The 20,555-nt window shown below is 54.5% G+C and carries 19 protein-coding genes and 1 tRNA gene; 10 read left to right on the top strand and 10 right to left on the bottom strand.

The genetic code is table 11. The annotated features are described in order from the left end of the window. Positions 1–154 precede the first annotated feature (154 nt). On the bottom strand, positions 155–1,582 hold the full coding sequence (eglC, locus tag H1Y61_RS21000) for an endo-1,3-1,4-beta-glycanase EglC (protein ID WP_174113158.1): 1,428 nt from the start codon (positions 1,580–1,582) through the stop codon (positions 155–157). 178 nt (positions 1,583–1,760) lie between these two features. Continuing rightward, positions 1,761–2,450 (bottom strand): NnrU family protein, encoded by a 690-nt coding sequence (locus H1Y61_RS21005; protein WP_235680922.1) that lies wholly within the window; start codon positions 2,448–2,450, stop codon positions 1,761–1,763. Between the two features lie 297 nt (positions 2,451–2,747). Between H1Y61_RS21005 and H1Y61_RS21010 the strand changes: the two genes are divergently transcribed. After that, the gene (locus tag H1Y61_RS21010; RefSeq protein WP_174113156.1) at positions 2,748–3,197 is read left to right on the top strand and encodes a pseudoazurin; all 450 of its coding nucleotides are present in this window, start codon (positions 2,748–2,750) and stop codon (positions 3,195–3,197) included. A gap of 113 nt (positions 3,198–3,310) precedes the next feature. On the opposite strand, the gene H1Y61_RS21015 is transcribed toward H1Y61_RS21010, so the two are convergent. The 3 genes from H1Y61_RS21015 to H1Y61_RS21025 all read right to left on the bottom strand — a co-directional run bounded on the left by H1Y61_RS21015 (position 3,311) and on the right by H1Y61_RS21025 (position 5,528). After that, entirely contained in the window at positions 3,311–4,027 is a 717-nt protein-coding gene (locus tag H1Y61_RS21015) for a Bax inhibitor-1/YccA family protein (protein WP_156632229.1), read from the bottom strand. 93 nt (positions 4,028–4,120) lie between these two features. Then, positions 4,121–4,945, bottom strand: a complete 825-nt coding sequence (locus tag H1Y61_RS21020; protein WP_180574704.1) for an anti-sigma factor family protein — start codon at positions 4,943–4,945, stop codon at positions 4,121–4,123. Beyond that, on the bottom strand, positions 4,929–5,528 hold the full coding sequence (locus H1Y61_RS21025) for a sigma-70 family RNA polymerase sigma factor (protein ID WP_180574705.1): 600 nt from the start codon (positions 5,526–5,528) through the stop codon (positions 4,929–4,931). Before H1Y61_RS21025 ends, H1Y61_RS21020 begins: the two co-directional genes overlap by 17 nt. Positions 5,529–5,911: 383 nt before the next feature. Between H1Y61_RS21025 and cyoA the strand changes: the two genes are divergently transcribed. From cyoA to H1Y61_RS21050, 5 genes are all read left to right on the top strand, one after another. Next, positions 5,912–7,090 carry a ubiquinol oxidase subunit II gene (gene cyoA, locus H1Y61_RS21030; protein ID WP_180574706.1) on the top strand — a complete coding sequence of 393 codons (1,179 nt, stop codon included), beginning with the start codon at positions 5,912–5,914 and terminating at the stop codon, positions 7,088–7,090. A gap of 40 nt (positions 7,091–7,130) precedes the next feature. Continuing rightward, positions 7,131–9,134: a cytochrome o ubiquinol oxidase subunit I gene (gene cyoB / locus H1Y61_RS21035; protein WP_012654436.1), complete on the top strand. Its 2,004-nt coding sequence runs from the start codon at positions 7,131–7,133 to the stop codon at positions 9,132–9,134. 4 nt (positions 9,135–9,138) lie between these two features. Further along, positions 9,139–9,756: a cytochrome o ubiquinol oxidase subunit III gene (cyoC, locus tag H1Y61_RS21040; RefSeq protein WP_180574707.1), complete on the top strand. Its 618-nt coding sequence runs from the start codon at positions 9,139–9,141 to the stop codon at positions 9,754–9,756. Next, a complete protein-coding gene (cyoD, locus tag H1Y61_RS21045; protein WP_180574708.1) occupies positions 9,753–10,151 on the top strand; it encodes a cytochrome o ubiquinol oxidase subunit IV in 399 nt (132 codons plus the stop codon). The genes cyoC and cyoD overlap by 4 nt, the downstream gene beginning before the upstream one ends. Before the next feature lie 65 nt (positions 10,152–10,216). Then, positions 10,217–10,969 carry an SURF1 family protein gene (locus H1Y61_RS21050; RefSeq protein ID WP_180574709.1) on the top strand — a complete coding sequence of 251 codons (753 nt, stop codon included), beginning with the start codon at positions 10,217–10,219 and terminating at the stop codon, positions 10,967–10,969. Between the two features lie 173 nt (positions 10,970–11,142). On the opposite strand, the gene H1Y61_RS21055 is transcribed toward H1Y61_RS21050, so the two are convergent. Together H1Y61_RS21055 and H1Y61_RS21060 are read right to left on the bottom strand one after the other, a co-directional pair. After that, a tRNA-Ser gene (locus H1Y61_RS21055) sits at positions 11,143–11,232 on the bottom strand. Positions 11,233–11,371: 139 nt separating this feature from the next. Next, positions 11,372–12,151, bottom strand: a complete 780-nt coding sequence (locus H1Y61_RS21060; protein WP_235680923.1) for a YoaK family protein — start codon at positions 12,149–12,151, stop codon at positions 11,372–11,374. 221 nt (positions 12,152–12,372) lie between these two features. Between H1Y61_RS21060 and H1Y61_RS21065 the strand changes: the two genes are divergently transcribed. Both H1Y61_RS21065 and H1Y61_RS21070 read left to right on the top strand, forming a co-directional pair. Beyond that, complete coding sequence (locus H1Y61_RS21065) at positions 12,373–13,062, top strand: response regulator transcription factor (RefSeq protein WP_174113136.1); 690 nt, start codon at positions 12,373–12,375, stop codon at positions 13,060–13,062. Beyond that, positions 13,062–14,363: a HAMP domain-containing sensor histidine kinase gene (locus tag H1Y61_RS21070; protein WP_174113135.1), complete on the top strand. Its 1,302-nt coding sequence runs from the start codon at positions 13,062–13,064 to the stop codon at positions 14,361–14,363. Before H1Y61_RS21065 ends, H1Y61_RS21070 begins: the two co-directional genes overlap by 1 nt. Before the next feature lie 61 nt (positions 14,364–14,424). Here the strand turns inward: H1Y61_RS21070 and H1Y61_RS21075 are convergent, their stop codons facing one another. From H1Y61_RS21075 to H1Y61_RS21080, 3 genes are all read right to left on the bottom strand, one after another. Further along, positions 14,425–16,236 (bottom strand): ABC transporter ATP-binding protein, encoded by a 1,812-nt coding sequence (locus H1Y61_RS21075; RefSeq protein ID WP_180574710.1) that lies wholly within the window; start codon positions 16,234–16,236, stop codon positions 14,425–14,427. Positions 16,237–16,724: 488 nt separating this feature from the next. Continuing rightward, on the bottom strand, positions 16,725–16,853 hold the full coding sequence (locus tag H1Y61_RS26975) for a hypothetical protein (protein WP_267889532.1): 129 nt from the start codon (positions 16,851–16,853) through the stop codon (positions 16,725–16,727). 143 nt (positions 16,854–16,996) lie between these two features. Next, positions 16,997–17,446, bottom strand: a complete 450-nt coding sequence (locus H1Y61_RS21080; protein ID WP_234903490.1) for a hypothetical protein — start codon at positions 17,444–17,446, stop codon at positions 16,997–16,999. Between the two features lie 117 nt (positions 17,447–17,563). Here H1Y61_RS21080 and H1Y61_RS21085 point away from each other — a divergent pair, with 117 nt between their 5' ends. Further along, complete coding sequence (locus H1Y61_RS21085; RefSeq protein WP_174113133.1) at positions 17,564–18,037, top strand: BA14K family protein; 474 nt, start codon at positions 17,564–17,566, stop codon at positions 18,035–18,037. A gap of 416 nt (positions 18,038–18,453) precedes the next feature. After that, a complete protein-coding gene (locus tag H1Y61_RS21090) occupies positions 18,454–20,379 on the top strand; it encodes a mechanosensitive ion channel family protein (protein ID WP_180574711.1) in 1,926 nt (641 codons plus the stop codon). Positions 20,380–20,555: the final 176 nt, after the last annotated feature.

Consider the following 20,555-nt stretch of genomic DNA (forward strand, 5'->3'; position numbering starts at 1 on the left):
TTCTAGTGCATCGGACCGAAAAATGGGAACCGGTTTTCGGATAAATCCGATGCGCAAACAGAAATTTAGAGCATAGATCCGATGATCTAACGCGCAAACACAAAAAGCCCCTGCAATCCAGCTGGGGCTTTTTGTTTGAGGAATGCAGGCCTGATTAAAGAAGATGATCGGTGGTCGCTGTGGTGGCCGCCGCATACTCATCAAGGGAATAGGCCTTGATATAGTCAATCTTCAACTCTGAGCCATCGCTGAAATCAGAGCTGCTTGGCGTCCCAGCCATCCCGCCAACCGCCAGATTGACCACCATATACATGGGCTCATTCATATCTGACGGCGTATCTGTTTGATGCACGGCAACGTCATCAATATACCAGGTCAACGTCGTTTCCGTCCACAACACGCCGTAGGTATGATAGCCTTCGGTATCGGTGTAAACCGTCGTGGCATCGGATGTCTGCTCGCCAGTTTCATTGCTGTGCGCGGTGACAATTACCTCGCCTTGATTCTGGCCACGCATTTCAACCACATCCAGTTCCGGTGGCCAGCTCCCGTCCGCCGGCAGCAGCCAGAATGCCGGCCATGCGCCCTGATCATCAGGCATATCCGCGCGGATTTCAAAATAACCATAGGTCTGGCTAAACGTGGACTCAGTGCTGAGCATGCCCGAGGTATACTCATAGCCATTGATCTGGCTCTGGATATCTTCCGAAGCAACGGATGCGGTGATGGTCAACACGCCGTCAGAGATGGAGAAAGGATTGACCGACGACGTCCCCTCATAGGAGGGATTGATATACCACTGCAATTCGCTGTTATCGACCAAAGTGCCGCCATTGGACGCAAACCAGCTATAGCCCGTATCCCACGTTCCGCTCGTTCCGTCATGCAGGGACAAGCTGTTGAAATCATCTGAAAATGTTTGCGTGAGATTAGTGCGATCCAGTGTCAGCTGAAACTGGTCGGAGGTAAAATCAGAAATTACCGTATCGCTGAACAGGATGCTTTCACCATTACCGAGATCAAGTGAAACATCACTTCCTGTCTGGGTCATATGACTTTGCACCTCGGTAAAGTCCGAGAAATCATAATTCTGCAGGCGCACGGTATCATCGCTGGAAAAATCAGTGATCCTGTCGCTACCATTGCCGCTGCTGAATACAAAAGTATCGGCACCACCGCCGCCGATCAGGACATCGTTGCCACCATAACCGTCAATAGTCTGGATGCCAGTACCGCCGGTGATGATGTTGTTCAGGCTGTTGCCGAAAGCATATCGGTTATCGCCTGTCACGACCAGGTTTTCAATGCCATCACCAAGCGTGTAACTCATCCAGGTATTGACTGTGTCAACACCCGCCCCCCCTGATTCACTGGCTCGATTAATACTGGAATAGAGATAATAGACATCGTCGCCCGCACCACCATTCATGGTGACATTGACCGAGCTATCGCCATACATTGCGTCGTTGCCGCTTGATCCATTCAGCGTCAAGCCACTTCCCGTTGCTGAATACCAATGGGTCGGATCACCACTATAATAAAGCGCCTCGCCCAAGCTGTTGAGAAGATATTTGCTGGCCATGCGAACCTCTTTCAGTTGCAGTCAACACCTTACCCCTTTGGGAATGATAGGACTTTATTCGCCGAGAACCAAACGATCTTTCCCATAATGGTAATGTTTTTTCAATTTCGCAGGCCCTGAATGAGACATCTCGGATTGTTTCAAAGCAATTGTATCAAAATAGAACGACTATCTTGTTTTAAACCCCGTAGAGCGCCAGCAGCAGAGGATCGACATCGAACAACACCTCATGGAAGGCAAACAGCAAAGCGAAGGTGCCGGCTGCGGTCAGCACAAGCGCGATCGCCATGTCGCGGTCCAGACGCAATCTGGCACGGCCAGACAAAATGGCGGCGAAGGGCAAAACTGACGTTGCGGCACCCACTTTCGGGCTGGCTACGTCAATAGTTTTCCGGCTTCGGCGGTCCAGTATCGCCATTCCCACCAGCGAGAAAAGCGAAAATCCGCCGAATAGAATAACGCCACGCATTTCACCATTTGGGAAAACATGACCGAAAGCCCAGAGAAAAAAACCCCACAAAACCGGATGACGGGTTATCGAAACGATAGCTCCAGGCTTTCGCCCTGCCCTGAAGGTCACCGAATATGGATTGGGGCTGATCAATCCGCACACCACCAGATAAAGGCCGATCGGTACGAGTACCAGCGTCAACCATGCTTGCCAGGCCCTGTCCATCCAAAGTGCCACATCATCGGCCTCCATGAAGGCAACGAAAATCCACAGCAAGCCTGCCAGCGACAGGATGGAATAAAGAACCATATAGCTCGTCCGACCCAGACGGGACACAAGCCGACCTTTGATGCTGGGTATTGCCGGGACGGAATGGGTCAACACAAAGAAAATCAAAGCAAGGACCAGGTTAGCCATGGAACCATCCCGTAACACACACATCAATGAGAGACAGCAAACCACACACTCCTACGGCCGAGGCGCTGCACCATCACCGCAGGGAAACTGCGAGGTCCAGTCTGGACCTTGCACCCCCAGGCTTCTTGATAGCACGTCTCTTTTCTAGGAAACCGCATTCCACCTTTCCCAGATAAACTCAAGCCAAGCCCCCACCTTTTGAGGGTCACAAATGCGCGATTTGCGCAAGATCAAAGTGATGCCGTATCCGGTGATTTAAAAGCGTTAGCGAAGAGACACAAAAGAGAGTGAAACACCATGCATATCGCCTTGAAGCGCCTCGCCGCCCTGACCATCATCGGCGCGATCTCAACGGCATCCGCCTTCGCCGCTGATTACGAAATTCATATGCTGAACAAGGGCGCCGATGGCACAGCCATGGTATTCGAGCCCGCCGCGCTGAAAATCGCTCCTGGCGACACCGTAACCTTCATTCCAACCGACAAGGCCCACAGTGCCGAAGCCATTACCGGCCTGGTGCCTGAGGGTGCGGAGGTCTTCAAAGGCAAGATCAATGAAACTGTGAAGGTGACATTCACCCAACCCGGTGCTTACGGCATCAAATGCGCACCGCATGTTGGCATGGGCATGGTGGCTGTTGTGGTGGTCGGCGATGTGCCGCCCGCCAACGCTGCCGCCTTTGCAGCCTCCACCCTGCCCAAAAAAGCCAAGGACAAATTGCTGGCTGAACTGGATACCCTGCACTGAAAATCGACTGCGCAGGCCGAAGGGCCACTATCAACACAAAGCCGCCGATCCCTCAGGACCGGCGGCTTTATTGTCTCTATTGCATTTCAGCCAAGACTATTCGCGTTCAAAGACTATTCACGTTCACCGGTGAAATTCAGCAGAAGCTGGAAGATGTTGACGAAGTTCAGGTAAAGCGACAGGGCGCCGAATACCGCCAGTTTCTGGCGCGATTCCTGATCGATATTTTCGGCATATTGCTCCTTGATATTCTGGGTGTCCCAAGCCGTCAGGCCGACGAAAACCAGGATACCGATCACCGAGATCGCAAATTGCAGCGCGCTGGAGCCTAAGAAAATGTTGACGATGGAGGCGATGACCACGCCGATCAGGCCCATCATCAGGAAGGAGCCGAATTTCGACAGGTCACGCTTCGTGGTATAGCCGTAGAGGCTCATGGAGCCGAACATGGTGGCGGCGATGAAGAATGTCCGGGCGATGCTGGTGCCGGTAAAGACCAGGAAGACCGACGCCATAGACAGGCCCATGACCGCACAAAACGCCCAGAATGCCATCTGCGCCGCACTGGCCGACATGGTCTGAATGCGGAAGGAGAAGAAAAATACGAAGGCGAGCGGCGCCAGCATCACCACCCATTTTAGCGGCGACTGGAAAATCGGCACATAAAGCGCCGGCGTCGAACCGACGATAAACGCCACAATGCCGGTAATAACTAGGCCAAGGCCCATATAGTTGTAGACGCGCAGCATATGTTGACGCAGGCCCTGGTCGAACAAGGCCCCCGCCTGCGCCTGCGCGCCGAAGGGATAATGTTTATTCACAGGTTCCATGATCGAGATCTCCTTGATGTTCAGGCTGACAATCGATGTCACGCCGTAAGTCATTGCAGGCACACCGCTTTTTAACGCGGTGCCAACCCGGTTTCAGTAAAGCGTCCTGGCAAGCTGGCCCGCCACATCTGTCAATTCGTCGCCCGAGCGGTCCTTCGACACCAGCGCGTAAGCCACTTCGCCGATCTGCCAATAAGCAGCCTTTGCACCATCCGTCTGAGCGAGCGTGACATTCTGGACAGCGAAGGAGCCGGTGCGGGCGGCAAACAACGTCACCTCTGAGCCCCGCTTCGGCTTGACGGCGATTTCAACACTCGGCCCGTAATCCGAAGGGAAAATCTGGCTATCGGCAATCGTCCAATTGCTGGGCAGATCTGGCATGACGATGCCAGTGGCAGAGCGAATTTCCTTGCGATCAAACATCGGCGACCCAGATCGGCCCTGACCGACTTGATCTTGGGCGATCTGCTGAGGATGAAGACTTTCGCGCAGCAAGGTCGTTTCATGGGCTTGCAGTGCTTCCCGCACAAAAGCTGGTGTCGGTACGGAGGCTATGACCTGCGTCGCCGCGAATGGATTGATAACGGAATGCGCGACCCAACCGACGCCAATGAAAATTGCTATGGCAGCCGCCCGGCGGAGCACCGTCATACGGCCTGCGCGCGTCAAAGCCTGCTCCAGCCGGCGAGCCGCATCACGTGTTGCCGGCCGTGCCGCCCCCATATCAAGTGCCATTCGGTCATGGGCCAACCCCAAGCGCAACTCGTCTCGCACGCGCAAGTCGGCCATCATCCGCGCAGCCGCATCGGGATGCCTGGAAAGATAGGCCTCGACCTCGATCCGCCGCTGAACATTCAGCTGATCGTCGATATAGGCCTGTAGATCGAAATCCAATATCGGATCAGGATGGTGTGTCATCAGAACCTCCAACGATGCGAAGGCCAGCCGGTTTCGAGCCGCCCTGCCCTCTATGGGCTGGTTTCTCAACCGGCGGCGGTAGCGCCCGCCGTCCCGCATCTGTCATTTCAAGATCGCGCAGCCGAGCCCGAGCCCGCGACAGCCGTGACATCAGCGTGCCCATGGGAATATCCAGAACCTCCGCAGCCTCCTGGTAAGAGAGCTCTTCGATCGCCACCAGATGCAGGGCTTGGCGCTGCTCTTCCGGCAAGTCCAGAAATGCGCGGCGCACCTGGGCAAGCCGCACTACGTGCTCCTGCTCTGCACCGATGACCGGATCGACAAGATCGGCTGCCAGCGCATCGCGTCTTGCCGCAGATCGCCTCCGTCGCAAGCTATCCACGTGGGTATTGTGCAGGATCGAAAACAGCCAGTGACGAATATTGCCCCCACGCCGGAAGCTGTTCTGGTGCTCATAGGCCCTGACCAGCGCGTCGTTGACGAGATCCTCGGCTTCATCGGCATTGCGCACAAGTGACAGGGCATAACGCCTCAGCGCTGCCAATTGTCCAATCACGTCAAAGGGGCCGGATCTGTTGTTCATACCCCTATATACGCAGGAGGAACCTTTCTTATTCCCGGGTGCGAATAATTTTTTCTGTTTTTCCGATTCCCGGTGAAACCGTTAGCCCACTCGCGATGGTCAGCCAATTTTTCAAGGGTGCGACAATTTGATTATTGCCATTTCGGACTGCTCACAACGACAAAAACTGGTATTTTTCATCTCGCAACTGCGAAGAGAACTTGGATAGAACCCACTGATTCGCAAGGGTTATTGAAAAGCGAACTCTTGACACGACGATCCAACACAACAACCATAGGAGGATATATTTCCTATATTAGCGACACTCCCTGCGACAAAACGCGCATTTAATCTCACCGGAAAAGGATTAATTCGCGCTTATGCGCTTGATGAGAGTCAAAGTAATGAAAAAATTCCCGATCCTATCCTCCCTCCTGCTTTTGCCCATGCTGCTGCTTTCGGGCTGTAACATGGTGGTGATGTCCCCCGCTGGCGACATTGCAGCGCAGCAACGCGACCTGGTGGTCTTCGCCACCGTGTTGATGCTGATCATTATCGTCCCAGTGATCCTGCTGACGTTTTTCTTTGCTTGGAAATATCGCTCTTCCAACACATCGGCGGTCTACCTGCCGGATTGGAACCACTCCACAAAGATCGAAATTCTGATCTGGTCGGCGCCGGTCGCCATCATTCTGGTTCTGGGAACGGTAACCTGGATCTCCACGCATAAGCTCGATCCTTACCGCCCCCTGGAGCGGATTGATGCCGAGCGGACCATTCCCGCCGACGTGAAGCCGCTGACGGTTGAAGTCGTCGCTCTCGACTGGAAGTGGATGTTCATCTATCCAGATCTCGGGATTGCCACGGTCAACGAACTGGCAGCACCTGTCGATGTTCCGATCAATTTCAAAATTACCGCTCAGTCGGTGATGAACTCCTTCTATATCCCAGCGCTTGCTGGTCAGATCTACGCCATGCCCGGCATGCAGACCAAGCTGCACGGTGTGATCAACAAGGAAGGCGTTTATGACGGCTTCTCGGCCAACTATTCCGGCGCTGGCTTTTCCAACATGCGCTTCAAGTTCCACGGCCTGAGCGATCAGGGCTTTGCGGACTGGGTGGCACAGGTCAAGGCGAAGGGCACCGCACTCAACCGCGACGCCTATATCAAGCTTGAAAAGCCTAGCGAAAAAGATCCGGTGCGCTACTACGCATCCGCCGACAATGACCTTTTCAACGCCATCATCAATATGTGTGTCGATCCTGCCAAGATGTGCATGAGCAACATGATGCATATCGACATGATGGGTGGAGCTGGCAAGGAAAGCGCCGAGAACCGCGAGAAACTGAAATACGACAATCGTGGTGTCGATCTGAGCGTCACTCCAGGCCATGGAGCCGACGCGAATGCGCCACAGGATCATTCGCAGGCCGCTCCTGCTACCGATAGCATGCCCGTCGCCTCCACAACCGACGCAGGCAGCCACGCGATGCATCACTCCATGGCCGATCATTCCATGCCTGGAATGGACATGCCTGACACAGATAACGGCGCGACCGCACTAGCTCAGCCCAAAAACTGAGCCGGTAATCTCGCGATATTCAACTTAAACGGGGCCTCCCATGTTCTCAAACCCTGACCTTATGAAGTTCATCTTCGGCCGGTTGACCCTAGATGCGATCCCGTATCACGAACCCATTCTCGTGCTGACCTTTCTGGCTGTCGCGATCGGTGGCATTGCCGTGCTCGGCGCCGTTACCTATTTCCGCCTCTGGGGCTATCTCTGGAATGAATGGTTCACCAGCGTCGACCACAAGAAGATCGGCGTGATGTATGTCATTCTGGCGCTGATCATGCTGTTGCGCGGCTTTGCCGATGCCTTGATGATGCGTGGCCAACAGGCCATGGCCTTCAATGGCAATGAAGGCTTCCTGCCGCCGCATCACTATGACCAGGTCTTCACCGCGCATGGCGTGATCATGATCTTCTTCATGGCCATGCCGTTTGTAACCGGTTTGATGAACCTCGTCGTTCCCTTGCAGATCGGCGCACGCGACGTGTCCTTCCCGTTCCTCAACAACTTCTCCTTCTGGATGACGGTTGCTGGCGCGGTGATCGTAATGATTTCGCTGTTCGTCGGTGAATTCGCTCGCACCGGCTGGCTGGCGTATCCGCCGCTTTCGGGTGGAGATTACAGCCCCGGCGTCGGCGTCGATTATTATATCTGGGGACTTCAGGTGGCCGGTGTCGGAACGACATTATCAGGCATCAACCTGATCGCCACTATCGTCAAAATGCGCGCTCCGGGCATGACGATGATGAAGATGCCAATCTTCACCTGGACCTCGCTCTGCACCAACGTGCTGATCGTTGCCAGCTTCCCGATCCTGACCGCGACGTTGGCCCTGCTGACTCTCGACCGTTATGTCGGCACCAATTTCTTCACCAACGATCTCGGCGGCAACCCGATGATGTATGTGAACCTGATCTGGATCTGGGGTCACCCGGAAGTCTATATCCTGGTTCTGCCCGCCTTCGGCATTTTCTCGGAAGTGGTCTCGACCTTTTCCGGCAAGCGCCTGTTTGGCTATACATCGATGGTTTACGCCACGGTCTGTATTACGGTCCTGTCCTACCTGGTGTGGCTGCATCACTTCTTCACCATGGGTTCGGGCGCCAGCGTCAACTCGTTCTTCGGCATTACCACGATGATCATCTCGATCCCGACGGGCGCGAAGATCTTCAACTGGCTGTTCACGATGTATCGTGGCCGTATCCGGTTCGAAGTGCCGATGCTGTGGACCATGGGCTTCATGGTGACCTTCGTCATCGGCGGCATGACAGGCGTTCTTCTCGCCGTGCCACCAGCTGACTTCGTCCTGCACAACTCGCTGTTCCTGATCGCCCACTTCCATAACGTCATCATCGGCGGCGTGGTATTCGGGCTGATGGCTGGTGTCACCTTCTGGTTCCCGAAAGCGTTCGGCTACAAGCTCGATCCGTTCTGGGGCAAGATGTCCTTCTGGTTCTGGTTGGTCGGCTTCTACTTCGCCTTCATGCCGCTTTATGTACTTGGCCTGATGGGTGTAACCCGCCGCATGAGCCAGTTCGACGATCCATCGCTGCAAATCTGGTTCATCATCGCCGCATTCGGTGCCTGCCTGATTGCGCTTGGCATCGCCTCCTTCGTCATCCAGCTTGTGGTCAGCTATTTCAAGCGCCATGAACTGGCCGACCTGACAGGTGATCCCTGGAATGGACGGACTCTGGAATGGTCTATTTCATCTCCACCACCGGCTTATAACTTCGCCTTTACGCCTGTCGTCCATGACACCGATGCCTGGGACGACATGAAGAAGCGCGGCTATAGCCGTCCTCTGCTGGGCTTCAAGCCGATCCACATGCCGAAGAATACCGGCACGGGTGTTATCCTTGCGGGCCTCAGCGTTGCTATGGCATTCGGCCTGATCTGGTACATGTGGTGGTTGGCGATCGTGTCTTTCGTGGCGATCGTTGCAGTGTCGATCTCGCACACGTTCAACTACAACCGCGACTTCTATATTTCCGCCGAAGAGGTGGTGAATACCGAGGCAACGCGGACCGCGCTTCTGGCAAGGAAGGGGTGATCAAATGGATCCCAGAACTTTAAAAACCGCAAAGCCGGAATTCTATCTGGTCGAAGAGCATCATCCGGAAAGCAGCACGAACCTTGGGTTCTGGCTCTATCTGATGAGCGACTGCCTGATCTTTGCTATGCTGTTCGCTACCTATGCGGTGCTCGGTCGCAATTATGCGGCTGGTCCGGCTCCGGCTGACCTGTTCGACCTGAAACTGGTCGCGATCAATACAGCCATGCTGCTGTTTTCCTCGATCACCTATGGCTTTGCCATGCTGTCGATGGAGAGGAACAACAAGGCCGCCACGCTGATCTGGCTGGGCGTAACCGGTGTATTCGGTGCAATCTTCCTGGCGCTCGAACTCTATGAGTTCGTTCACCTGATCCATGAAGGTGCAGGTCCAAATCGCAGCGCCTTCCTGTCGGCCTTCTTTACCCTGGTCGGCACACATGGATTGCACGTGACCTTCGGCATTATCTGGCTGGTGACCCTGATGGCCCAGGTCGGCAAGCATGGACTGATCGAAGCAAACCGCCGTCGCCTGATGTGCCTGTCGATGTTCTGGCACTTCCTCGACGTTATCTGGATTGGCGTATTCTCCTACGTCTACCTGCTGGGAGTAATCGGATGAACGACCAAACGCACGCACATCCCCACGGCCACGGCCATGGTCATAACCATGGCGGCCATGAGGCCAGCCACGGCTCGATGAAGACCTATATGATCGGCTTTATTTTGTCGGTCATCCTGACGTCGATACCGTTCTATCTGGTGATGAGCGGCAGCCTGACCAACAAGGCCTTGCTGGCTGGCATCGTCATGGGCCTTGGTGCCATCCAGGTCGTGGTTCATATGATCTACTTCCTGCATATGAATACAAAGTCGGAAGGCGGCTGGAACATGATGGCGCTGATCTTCACCATCATCGTTGTCGTTATCGCACTCTCCGGCTCACTCTGGGTCATGCATCACTTGAACACCAATATGATGCCGATGAGCCCCGAAATGATGCGTAACGTCCCGTAAGGACGCCGATATCCGATCGGGCGGCATAACGCTTATCGCCCGATCCGTACCAGGATGATTGGAAAATGTCAGACCAGCAGGCCATCAGGCATATTTCGATAAAGAAGGTTGCACTATCCAGCTTTCTCCTGCTGGCAACAGCCTTATTTATCGCGCTCGGCATCTGGCAAATCGAACGCCTTGGTTGGAAACAGGCATTGATCGCTCGCGTCGATGCGCGTGTTCATGCCGAGCCGGTAGATGCACCATCACCACCGCAATGGCCTGCCGTCAATCGCGACGCCGATGAATACCGCCATATCAAGGCCTCTGGCATTTACGAGCACGACAAGGAAACCCTGGTCTACGCCGCCACGGAATTGGGCGCCGGCTATTGGGTCATGACCCCTCTCAAGACCGAAAGAGATGGAACCCTGTTAATCAACAGGGGCTTTGTGCCGATGGACCGCAAAGACCCGTCACGCCGGGCGCAAGGCCAGATCCCTGGAAACGTGACAGTAAGCGGCCTTTTGCGCATCAGCGAACCGAACGGAACCTTGCTCCGCTCCAACGATGCGAATGCCGATCGCTGGTATTCACGCGACGTTTCAGCCATTGCCGCCAAACGCAATCTGACGCAAGTAGCGCCGTTTTTTATGGATGCCGACAAAAGCGATGTGCCGGGCGGCTATCCGGTCGGCGGCTTAACCCAGATCCGTTTTCCGAATAGCCATCTCCAATATGCAATAACCTGGTTTGCCATGGCCGCCATGAGCCTGGCATTCCTGTGGTTCCTGCTGAAACGCAGAAGCGCTGCACAAGACACCCACGACATGTGATCGCGACCAAGGACGTAGGAAACGCAGCGCTATTTCATAATGATACAATCACCCAAGACGCCCCTCCCCTTCGAAGTAGGAGGGCGAAACGAGAACATAAAGTGTCAAACCGAGCCTAATAGCTTGACAATTCAACGCGTAACCAACTGATTTTATTGATCTTTTTTTCAGAATGGCGGAAGAGGTGGGATTCGAACCCACGGTACGGTCTCCCGCACGCCGGTTTTCAAGACCGGTTCCTTAAACCACTCGGACACTCTTCCTAAGCCCGACGCCGGATGCCGACATCCAGACTCTGTCTGGTTTGCAACAGAATCTCTGGCAGGCGTTATATCCAGCCAAACAGGAACGTCAACCACTTTACAGCGCGTCAATGACACAACATGCGGACCGGATTTACCTTCAGCGCTGCTTTTGGGAGGAATAGTCCTCAAGCATCGGATAGAGAGCGGCGAGCGCCAGAGGTATCGCCAGAAACGCCGCTGCGGAAACGCCGATTCGTTGAAACAGGATAGCCCCGACCACGCCTCCGCCGAAAAACAATCCAACCATGCGCACCAGCAGCCAAAGCTTGGCTAAATCGGCCCGGACCGGTGGGTATGTAACTTTACCATTTGAGTATCCGTTCCAATACAATAGTTTGCCAAGTTCGATGCCGGTATCGGTGACCAAGCCCGTCACATGGGTCGTTCTAATGCGCGCACCGGAGAGTTTTGTGATGATGGCATTCTGCAAGCCCATGATGAAGCAGAGAAGCATAACGACAAAAGCCACTGCCTCGCCCTTTTCGCTGAAGTTGATTGCCCCGGAAAGGGCAAACACCCCCATCAGCCACGCCTCGACCGCCAACGGCAGCGCGTAGACCGACCTCAAATCTCGTCTGCGGCCCCAATTGATCAAAATTGCAGAAAACCCAGCGCCTGCAAGAAAGAAACAAAGCGCGAGCAATCCCATCATCAAAAGTTTTAAATCGCCCAGCACCAGATTGTCCGCCATGGACGAGACAATGCCAGACATGTGAGAGGTATATTGACCGACCGCCATAAACCCGCCAGCATTGGCCGCGCCGGCAATAAAGGTCAGATAAAATGCCAGATGGCGGTCGCTCGTCTCGGTGCGGTCGCGATGGGCAAGACTTTTCAAGTGGCTTTTCATGATGGATACGAGTCGGGCAAGCGCCAAGTCGGCGGGTTAAAGATGCGATTTTCCGTCCGGCCTGATTGATTTGCAAGCCCAGTCATGGGCCGCTGGAGCCGCCGTTAACATCATGGCGACTCTAAACGTGCATGAACTGCTACCACATGTCGGGACAACATCTACCATAAGCACGTAAACTTATGTAAAACTTGAACCCCTTGGTCGATTTTCACTTATAACAGGCCACCGCCACGAAGAGCTGAAAAATGACGCGTGTTCTTTTGATTGATGACGACCTGGAATTTACCGGTTTGCTTTGCGAATATCTGACGGATGAAGGGTTTGATGTACTCGCGACAGACGATGGCGCCAAGGGCCTTGCTTTTGTCGACAGTGGCGCGACCGATATCATCGTTCTCGACGTCATGATGCCGATCATGAATGGTGTCGATGTCTTGCAGAATATCCGAAAATCGAGTGAAATTCCTATCGTCATGCTGACAGCCAGGGGGGATGACAAGGACCGGATTACCGGGCTAGACCTTGGTGCCGACGACTACGTCTCCAAGCCCTGTTCGCCTGGTGAACTGGTGGCGCGGCTGCGGGCAATATTGCGTCGGACCGGCAAGACACCCCCTGAACATCCATCTCAACCGCTCAAAAGCGGCGAGCTCGTTCTTTATCCGACGAGCAGGCAGGCGCATATCAATGGTGAGGCTCTCGCCTTGACCGGGACGGAATACAATCTCCTGGAACTTCTGGTCCGCAATGGTGGCAAGGTCGTTTCCAAACATGACATTTCCCAAAGTGTATTCGGCAGGCCCCTGACGCCTTTCGACCGGCGTATTGACGTTCATCTCAGCAGTATCCGACAGAAACTCGGCCTCAGAAAAGACAGACAAAGCTGGATCCAGTCTGTTCGGGGGCAGGGTTATATTCTGCTACAGGATAGCTGATGCCTCGGCTTTTCTGGCGTTTTTTCGTCATTGTCTGGCTGACAATCACGCTGACAACCATGCTGGGCATATCGCTTCCACGGTTCAACGGCCAGCTGCCGCCGCATATGCGCATTGCTGAGACGCAGAACAATATCATTGCCGCGCAAATCGCCGAGATGCTCCAGCGTGTCGGGCCGCAGGAAACACAGGCGTTTATCCGCAGCATTACACCCACAGGAGACGATGGGCATTTCCAACTCCAGGCAGTACCAGCCGCTGCCCAACAAGCCTGCGCAAAGGATCAATTTCCGGGCAGCATTGCCATATCCTACGCCAACCATTGTTATACGCTCACCATTGATGAATCGACTATCGGCAATAACTGGCCACTTGTGTTGCCTTGGCTGATAGGCCTTGTCGCCAGCCTGTTTTCCGCCTACCTGCTGACGAAATATCTGCTGACACCCATTGAGCGGCTTCGCCATGGGCTAAAAATGCTGGCAGAAGGCCACTTCAGCATCCGCATCCACGATCCTGTCAAAAACCGAAAGGATGAAATTGGAATTCTGACACAGCATTTCGATATCAGCGCCATGCGCCTGCAGGAACTGCATGAGAGCCGAGAACGGCTGTTTCATGATATTTCCCACGAACTCCGTTCACCCTTATCGCGTCTGCAAGCCGTTACCGGCATCCTGCGGAAAAACCCTGTCCGTCTCCCAGGCCTGCTGGATCGCATGGACCACGAAATCGAACGGCTAGACCGGCTGGTTGGTGAGATCCTCACCTTAGCCAGGCTGTCCTCGAAGACAGATGAAGAAAATCAGCTCCTGGTTATCGATATTCTCGATATTCTCGATGAGATTGTTCAGGATGCGACTTTTGAAGCGCAGGAAAAGGCCGTATCAATTGACTTTCAGCGGAGTGGCAGTTTTGTCGCAGCTGTCAATGGAGAGCTTATCTATCGCGCCATCGAGAATGTCTTGCGAAACGCGATCAAATATACCGGAGAAGCGACAGTAATCCGGATTTCGGCAACCGTTTCACCGAATGGCCTGACACTCACCTTCACGGACGAGGGTCCTGGCGTCAAAGAAGATGATCTTGAAAGTATTTTTCGCCCCTTTATCAGTTCAGGCAGCAGCGGCAGTGGATCCGGATACGGCCTTGGCCTGGCAATTGCAAAGACCGCCGTCGAACGGCATGGCGGCAAGGTCTTTGCCGGCAATGTCAAGCCGAAAGGCTTGCGGATCACCATGATATTGCCTGGCGATAGCGACACACGGTCGGAATGCCACAACGCTATGCGGCAGACCTGAACCAAGGGCCATTTTCAATGGCCCTTGGTATGACGCAGAGCGTTTTTGTCCTAGAAAAAGCCTATTCTCCGAAGACCATGCCCTTGGTCAATTCCAACGCCTGACGCTCGAAGAGACCACGGTAAATGCCTGACTTCATCCTGATCAAGCTCTCATGCGTCCCCTCCTCAGCGATCCGGCCGTGATCGAAGACCAGCAGCCGGTCGAGCGCCCGCACGGTCGACAACCGATGCGCCACGACCAAGGTGGTTCTGCCTTGCATAAGTCGTTCCATAGCTTCCTGGATCAGCATTTCCGATTCCGAATCCAGGCTTGACGTTGCCTCGTCCAGAATAAGAATCGGCGCATCTGCAAGGAAGGCACGGGCGATCGCAATCCGCTGGCGTTCACCACCCGAAAGCTTGATGCCACGCTCACCTACCAATGTACCGTACCCCTTCGGCAAGGCCTCGATAAAGCCGTGGGCGCTGGCAAGCCTTGCAGCGGTTTCGATGTCCTGCTGGCTGGCCGAGGGCCTTGCATAGGCGATGTTTTCCGCAAGCGAGCGATGGAACAGGATCGGCTCCTGCTGCACGATGGCGATCTGCTGGCGTAACGAGGTTTGGGCAACGAGTGCGATATCCTGACCGTCGATCCGGATCGCCCCACCGTTGACATCATGCAAACGCTGAATGAGCTTGATGAACGTCGTCTTGCCGGAGCCGGAATGGCCAACCAGCCCAACCTTCTCACCGGGCTGGATTACAACGGAAAAGTCCTTGTAGAGCGGCGCAAAATGATTGCCGTAATGAAAGGACACCCGATCGAATTCGATCTTGCCGCGTTCGATGACAACAGGTTTTGCACCGGCCACATCCACGACGCCAAGGGGTTGACCATGCAGGAAAACCAGTTCCTCCATATCATTGACTGACCGTTGCAAGTTACGGATATGCATACCAATTTCCCGCAGATAGCCCTGTAGGATGAAAAAGGCTGTCAGCACGAAAGTGATGTCACCGGGGCTGGCCTTTCCCGCACTCCATAGCCAAAGGGCCAGACCCAAAACCCCACCGCGCAGCACCATCAGCAAGGCCGCTTGCAGGCTGCCATTCAGTGTGCCGCGCGTCCAGGTGCGACGCGTCCGGTCCTGCCATTTTTGCAGCACCCAGCTCAGGCGGGTTTCCTCCCGGCTTTCCCCACCGAAGGCCTTGACCACAGCATTACAGGTCACCGCATCGGCCAGAGAACCACCCAGCTTGGTATCCCAACTATTGGCCATGCTGGCCATTGGCGCGACGTAACGCAGAGCCATGATTGCCGTAAACAACACGAAGCAAACGGACCCGACCCCGACCAACAGGCCCATCATCGGCCAATGCCACGTCATCAGCACTGTGGAACCGATCAGCATGACCAGCGAGGGAAACAGCGCCACGAAAACCGTATCGTTCAGCAGATCGAGTGCCCACATGCCGCGCGTTACTTTGCGCACCGTCGAACCAGCGAAGCTATTGGCATGCCAATCGCTGGAAAAGCGTTGAATGCGAGAGAAAGCATCAGCGGCAATGTCCGACATGGAGCGCAGCGTAAAGCCGATGATGGTCGTAAACGTTGCATGGCGCAGCAAGACCGCTCCGGCGGAGAGGGCCATCAACCAGGCGAAAGCGGCAATGGCGCTGTCCCAGGCTAGGCTGTCATCGGCACGACCGGAGACGACCGCGTCAACCAAACGACCGGAGAACAGTGGCGTCAACACATCCGCCAAAGTGGAAAGCAATACTGCAAACAGCATGAAGACAACACGCCCCGGCTGCCGGCGCCAATGAACCGCACAGAAACCGAAAACGCTGCGAAATGCCCCGCCACGGCGAGATTTATAACCTAAAGCCATAGGAAAATTCCGGCGCGAGCCGGCTCCGACATATGAATAGAATGGAAACCGCGCGGAAACGCGATAAAGTGGCGTTAGAGGGAGAAAATTCTATTCCCGGACAAACCGGATTCAACACAAAGTAACGGACTGATCGTTACGTACACGCAGATTAACTGCGGTTGGCGCCTGCCAACATGAAATTGGCGCTGGCCACCGGGGAGGTGGAAAAATATGCCATAAAGCCTCCCTGATTGGTGTTGAACATAAATAGTTTTTAGATCGACTCGATTTTGAAGCCAATAAGTGATTTGCAATTTTGGAATAAAACGCAATGACTGCGGTATTTCCGCAACAGCCGCCCTTTCTAAAGGGAAGACTGTTGCGCCGAGAGTGGATGATTTCAGAAACGTCATTGACGAAGAGCGATTGCACGACAATGCATTATTTTCGCTTGTATATCTGAAATATCTACTTCTAGCATCTCGCTCAGATGCTGAAAGAAAAGATTACGGATTGGTTTGGCTTGAGCTGTTGAGTGGATTTTCCGGTTCCACTTCACCGGGATGGTAGCCAATCACATAGTAGCCACCGATAAGGCAGCCAATGATGAAAAGGGAGCCGACGAAAATCTGCATGCGACGTCTTGGTTTGCTAGCGTGTTGAGTCATATCACCTCAAAATTGTGTTTGGATTTATTTGCTTTTGTCGGGCGCGCTTACCCACGCTCTGAAATGCCACCATCCTCTTGGCAACGCTTCAAGGAAATGCATCAGAGCTGCTACTTCCTGTTCATCAACGCCTGCATTTCCTCGAAACGGCGGCGACGGTCGTCGGCGCGCTCACCTTGCGAATAGCACGTGCTGGAGATGCAGAATTTTGTCAGGCCGAAAGGTGCGGTCGCTTTTTGAAACTCGCAATCGATGACGTCATCCATCTTCGTGGCGTCCACGTCCTGTCGCTCGGAAAAGCTGATTCGTGCTCCTGGAGGGGTCAATTCAGGAAAGCTCTGCGTCTGGCCGATTTTCACATCCGGCTTCATCAGAAAATTTTGCAGCACCATATGACAAGCCTGCTCGAGCTGCGGCGATTGGGCCATGGCCGGCATGGCTGTGGCCAATAGAATTGGGAGAACATATTTCATCGAGAACCGCTCGCGTTTGTGAAGTCCGCAATAAAGCCTCCACAGAGGATTTTGTTCCCGAGAACGTGAGCTGGCGGCGATTTTCATTTCGATGGCAAGAAACCCTCCAGAGGCAACTGCACACGCCCTAAATGCAGAACCAAGGAACTTTTTGTATTGGCAAACAGTTTACGGGTTAATTCAAAGACGGAAACAGGTGAGGAAATGAAAAAAATTGCCGCAATTCTGCTGTCAGCCGCGACACTGCTGACAGGTATGGTGCCGGTGGGCGCATCCGCCGCACCAACAGTGCTTTCGCAACCTGCACAGATGCAGAGCGTTCCCGGCGCCACAGCACAGGGCGGCGTCCAGGTCGCGGAAAATAGTTGGGCTGACGATCGTCGCCAGCGTCGCTATGTTCCTGGTCCACGTCGCCATAGCGATCGCAATTGGGACGGTCGTCGCGGCTATAACCGCTATGATCGTGACAGATATCACCGTCGCCATAACCGCAGCAATGCGGGCGCAATTATCGGTGGATTGGCCGCAGGTGCAATCATTGGCGGCGCCCTCAGCGCACGGCCACAGGGTGGAAACTCGCACACTCAATGGTGCTATAATCGCTACCGGTCCTACCGGGCCTCAGACAATACGTTCCAGCCCAATAACGGCCCACGCCGCCAATGCGTTTCACCGTAAACATCTCCTCATAACTGGAAAATGGCGCGAGACTGGGTTTCGCGCCATTTTTGCATGAAAATTCCTGTCGCATCGCGATGGCTTTGCTGATTTTTCAGAAAATCGCGCTAATACTTCCCAAGGCATAGCATAGCCGGATGGCTAAACGCCGGGGGGAAGAGATGACACAGCTTATCGCAAGGTGCCGGCATACCGGCCTGATCATCGCCATCCTCCTCCTCACAAGCCTTTCCAGTGGATTAATGTCAGGGGTTGCCGCGCAAGACAGCGCTAAGGGTCCGGCCAAAGCTGCAGCGGAACAGAACAATCTAGTGCCCCAGCAAGCCCTACCCGCTACCACCCCTGGACCATCCCCATCACCCGAAGTAACCACTGCCCAAACTGCGCAGACCAATTCCGCCACCATGGAAGCTGACATGATGACTGCTGCCTACGGGGAAGTGGCAACTGCCCTTCGACGCGGCGGGACCGTCGCATTGACCGGCCTGCAAAGCTTGCCGGCTGCGTTTAGCAACAGCATGCAATCGTTGCATGAAGAGCAAACGGGGATGAAGGAACTCAGCCTGACAGCCGCCGGTGCCATCGTTGCCGGGCTCGCGACATCAGCCGTGTTTCTGATGGCGTTCGCAAGGCTCATGCCGCGTCTTGGGCCAGATCGTGGCCCACTTGCCAAGGCCTTATTTGCAGGCCTGCGCCTCGCGGGAGATCTACTTGCGGTCGTCATATTCGTGGTTTTGGCACGCAATGGCGCCCAAATGGGCCTGGTCTCCGGCTCATTTGGCAAAGAGGTTACCTCCAGCTTCATTCATATTGCCATGACGACCGCGATTTTTGCCAGTTTCGGACGCCTGCTCTTTGCCAGGATCAATGGTTTCGAACCGTTATTCGATATTGCCGACCCGTCCTGGCATCTGAAAATGATGGTGGGCTTCGGCTTTTTGTCCGGCTTTACCCATAGCAGCCTCAATCTGGCCGATGCCCGCGGGCTAGCCCCGATGGCGGTGGATGGCTGGCTGTTCCTCAGCTCCACCATCATCACCGCCTATCTGCTGGTCTGGTTTATCGTCGGACGGAGCGACATCGCCAATTCTCATTCCGGCCATGCCAACGGATGGCAGCGTATTACCGGCAATCTCATCGCCAATTTCTACATCGTCTCCACAATTGTTATATGGCTGCTTGGTCTTCTGGTGGCCGGAACGGCTCAAAACGTCCTCTGGGTGCGCGTGTCGGGCATCAGCCAGATAGTGTTCATACTGATTCCCATCCTGCATCGCGGTGTCTCTGGCTTGTTTCAATATCTGGCAATACGACGGGAAGCCGTCTATGGTCCGGGCTTCCATTCGGTCCTGCTCTGGGCCTTGCGCATCCCATTTACCGGGGCAATCTGGCTGATCGGAATTCACATCACCGTCATCTTGTGGCAACCGCTTCTGGCCAATGCCGGGGTGGATGCTTCCTACTGGCTGAACCATTTACAGCAATTTGGCATTACCATTGTCTGTAGCGCCTTTGTCTGCGGCTTCCTCTGGAAGTTTTTCGAGACTATATCCCCGGTCAATACCGTCAAACTTCCGGGTCACGAGGATGATGGCGAACAGAAAACCACCAGCCGGTTATCGACGGTTCTGCCTGTCGTGCGCAATTTGGTTATGGGTGCGGTGCTCGCCGTCGCACTCCTGGTCATCCTGTCCTCGCTCGGCGTCAATGTCGCGCCGCTTCTCGCGGGCTTCGGCGTGCTTGGCCTTGCCGTCTCTTTCGGATCGCAAGCGCTCGTCAAGGATGTCGTTTCCGGCATATTCTTTCTGGCAGAAGACGCCTTCCGGATCGATGAATATATCGATGTCGGCAAGCTTCAGGGCACTGTCGAGCAGATTTCCCTGCGCTCCGTACGTTTGCGCCACCACAATGGACCCGTGCATACGGTGCCTTTTGGCCAGATTGCCGCCGTTACAAATTTCAGCCGTGATTGGGGTACGATTAAATTCGAATTGCGCTTCGACCGCGACGCCGATCTGGAAATGATCCGAAAAACAGCAAAGAAAGTCGGTCTGTCACTGCTCGAAGAGCCAGAATTTGCGGGCGATTTTCTTATACCTCTCAAAATGCAGGGCATTCAGGAGGTCAATGAAAATTCCATGGTCATCCGCTTCAAGTTCACTTGCCGGCCCGGCAATCCCAGCCTGATCAAGCGCGAAGGTATCAAGCGTCTGCTCGCCGCCTTCAAGGCCGCAGGGCTCAATCTCGCTTCCAATGCTGTCGTCGTACGCTCCGATGGAACCGCAATCAATGATGCCGCTGCGGCCTCAACCCTATCCGCAAAGGCCGCCAACACCCCTTGATAGGCGTCTGGATTGGCCCTCCCAAATCAACGTTTCCGTTCTCCACATTACAATTCATTGTGATCCGGAACGCAGAACCGGTTGCACCCATAATGCGATAGCGTGCGATAAAAGGGCATCGAGCCCTTCATTCCCACGGCCATAGGCGTATCCAACAGTCGTTTTAGGCGCCGGAT

Origin of the sequence: Agrobacterium vitis (assembly GCF_013426735.1) — a bacterium.
GTDB lineage: Bacteria > Pseudomonadota > Alphaproteobacteria > Rhizobiales > Rhizobiaceae > Allorhizobium > Allorhizobium vitis_D.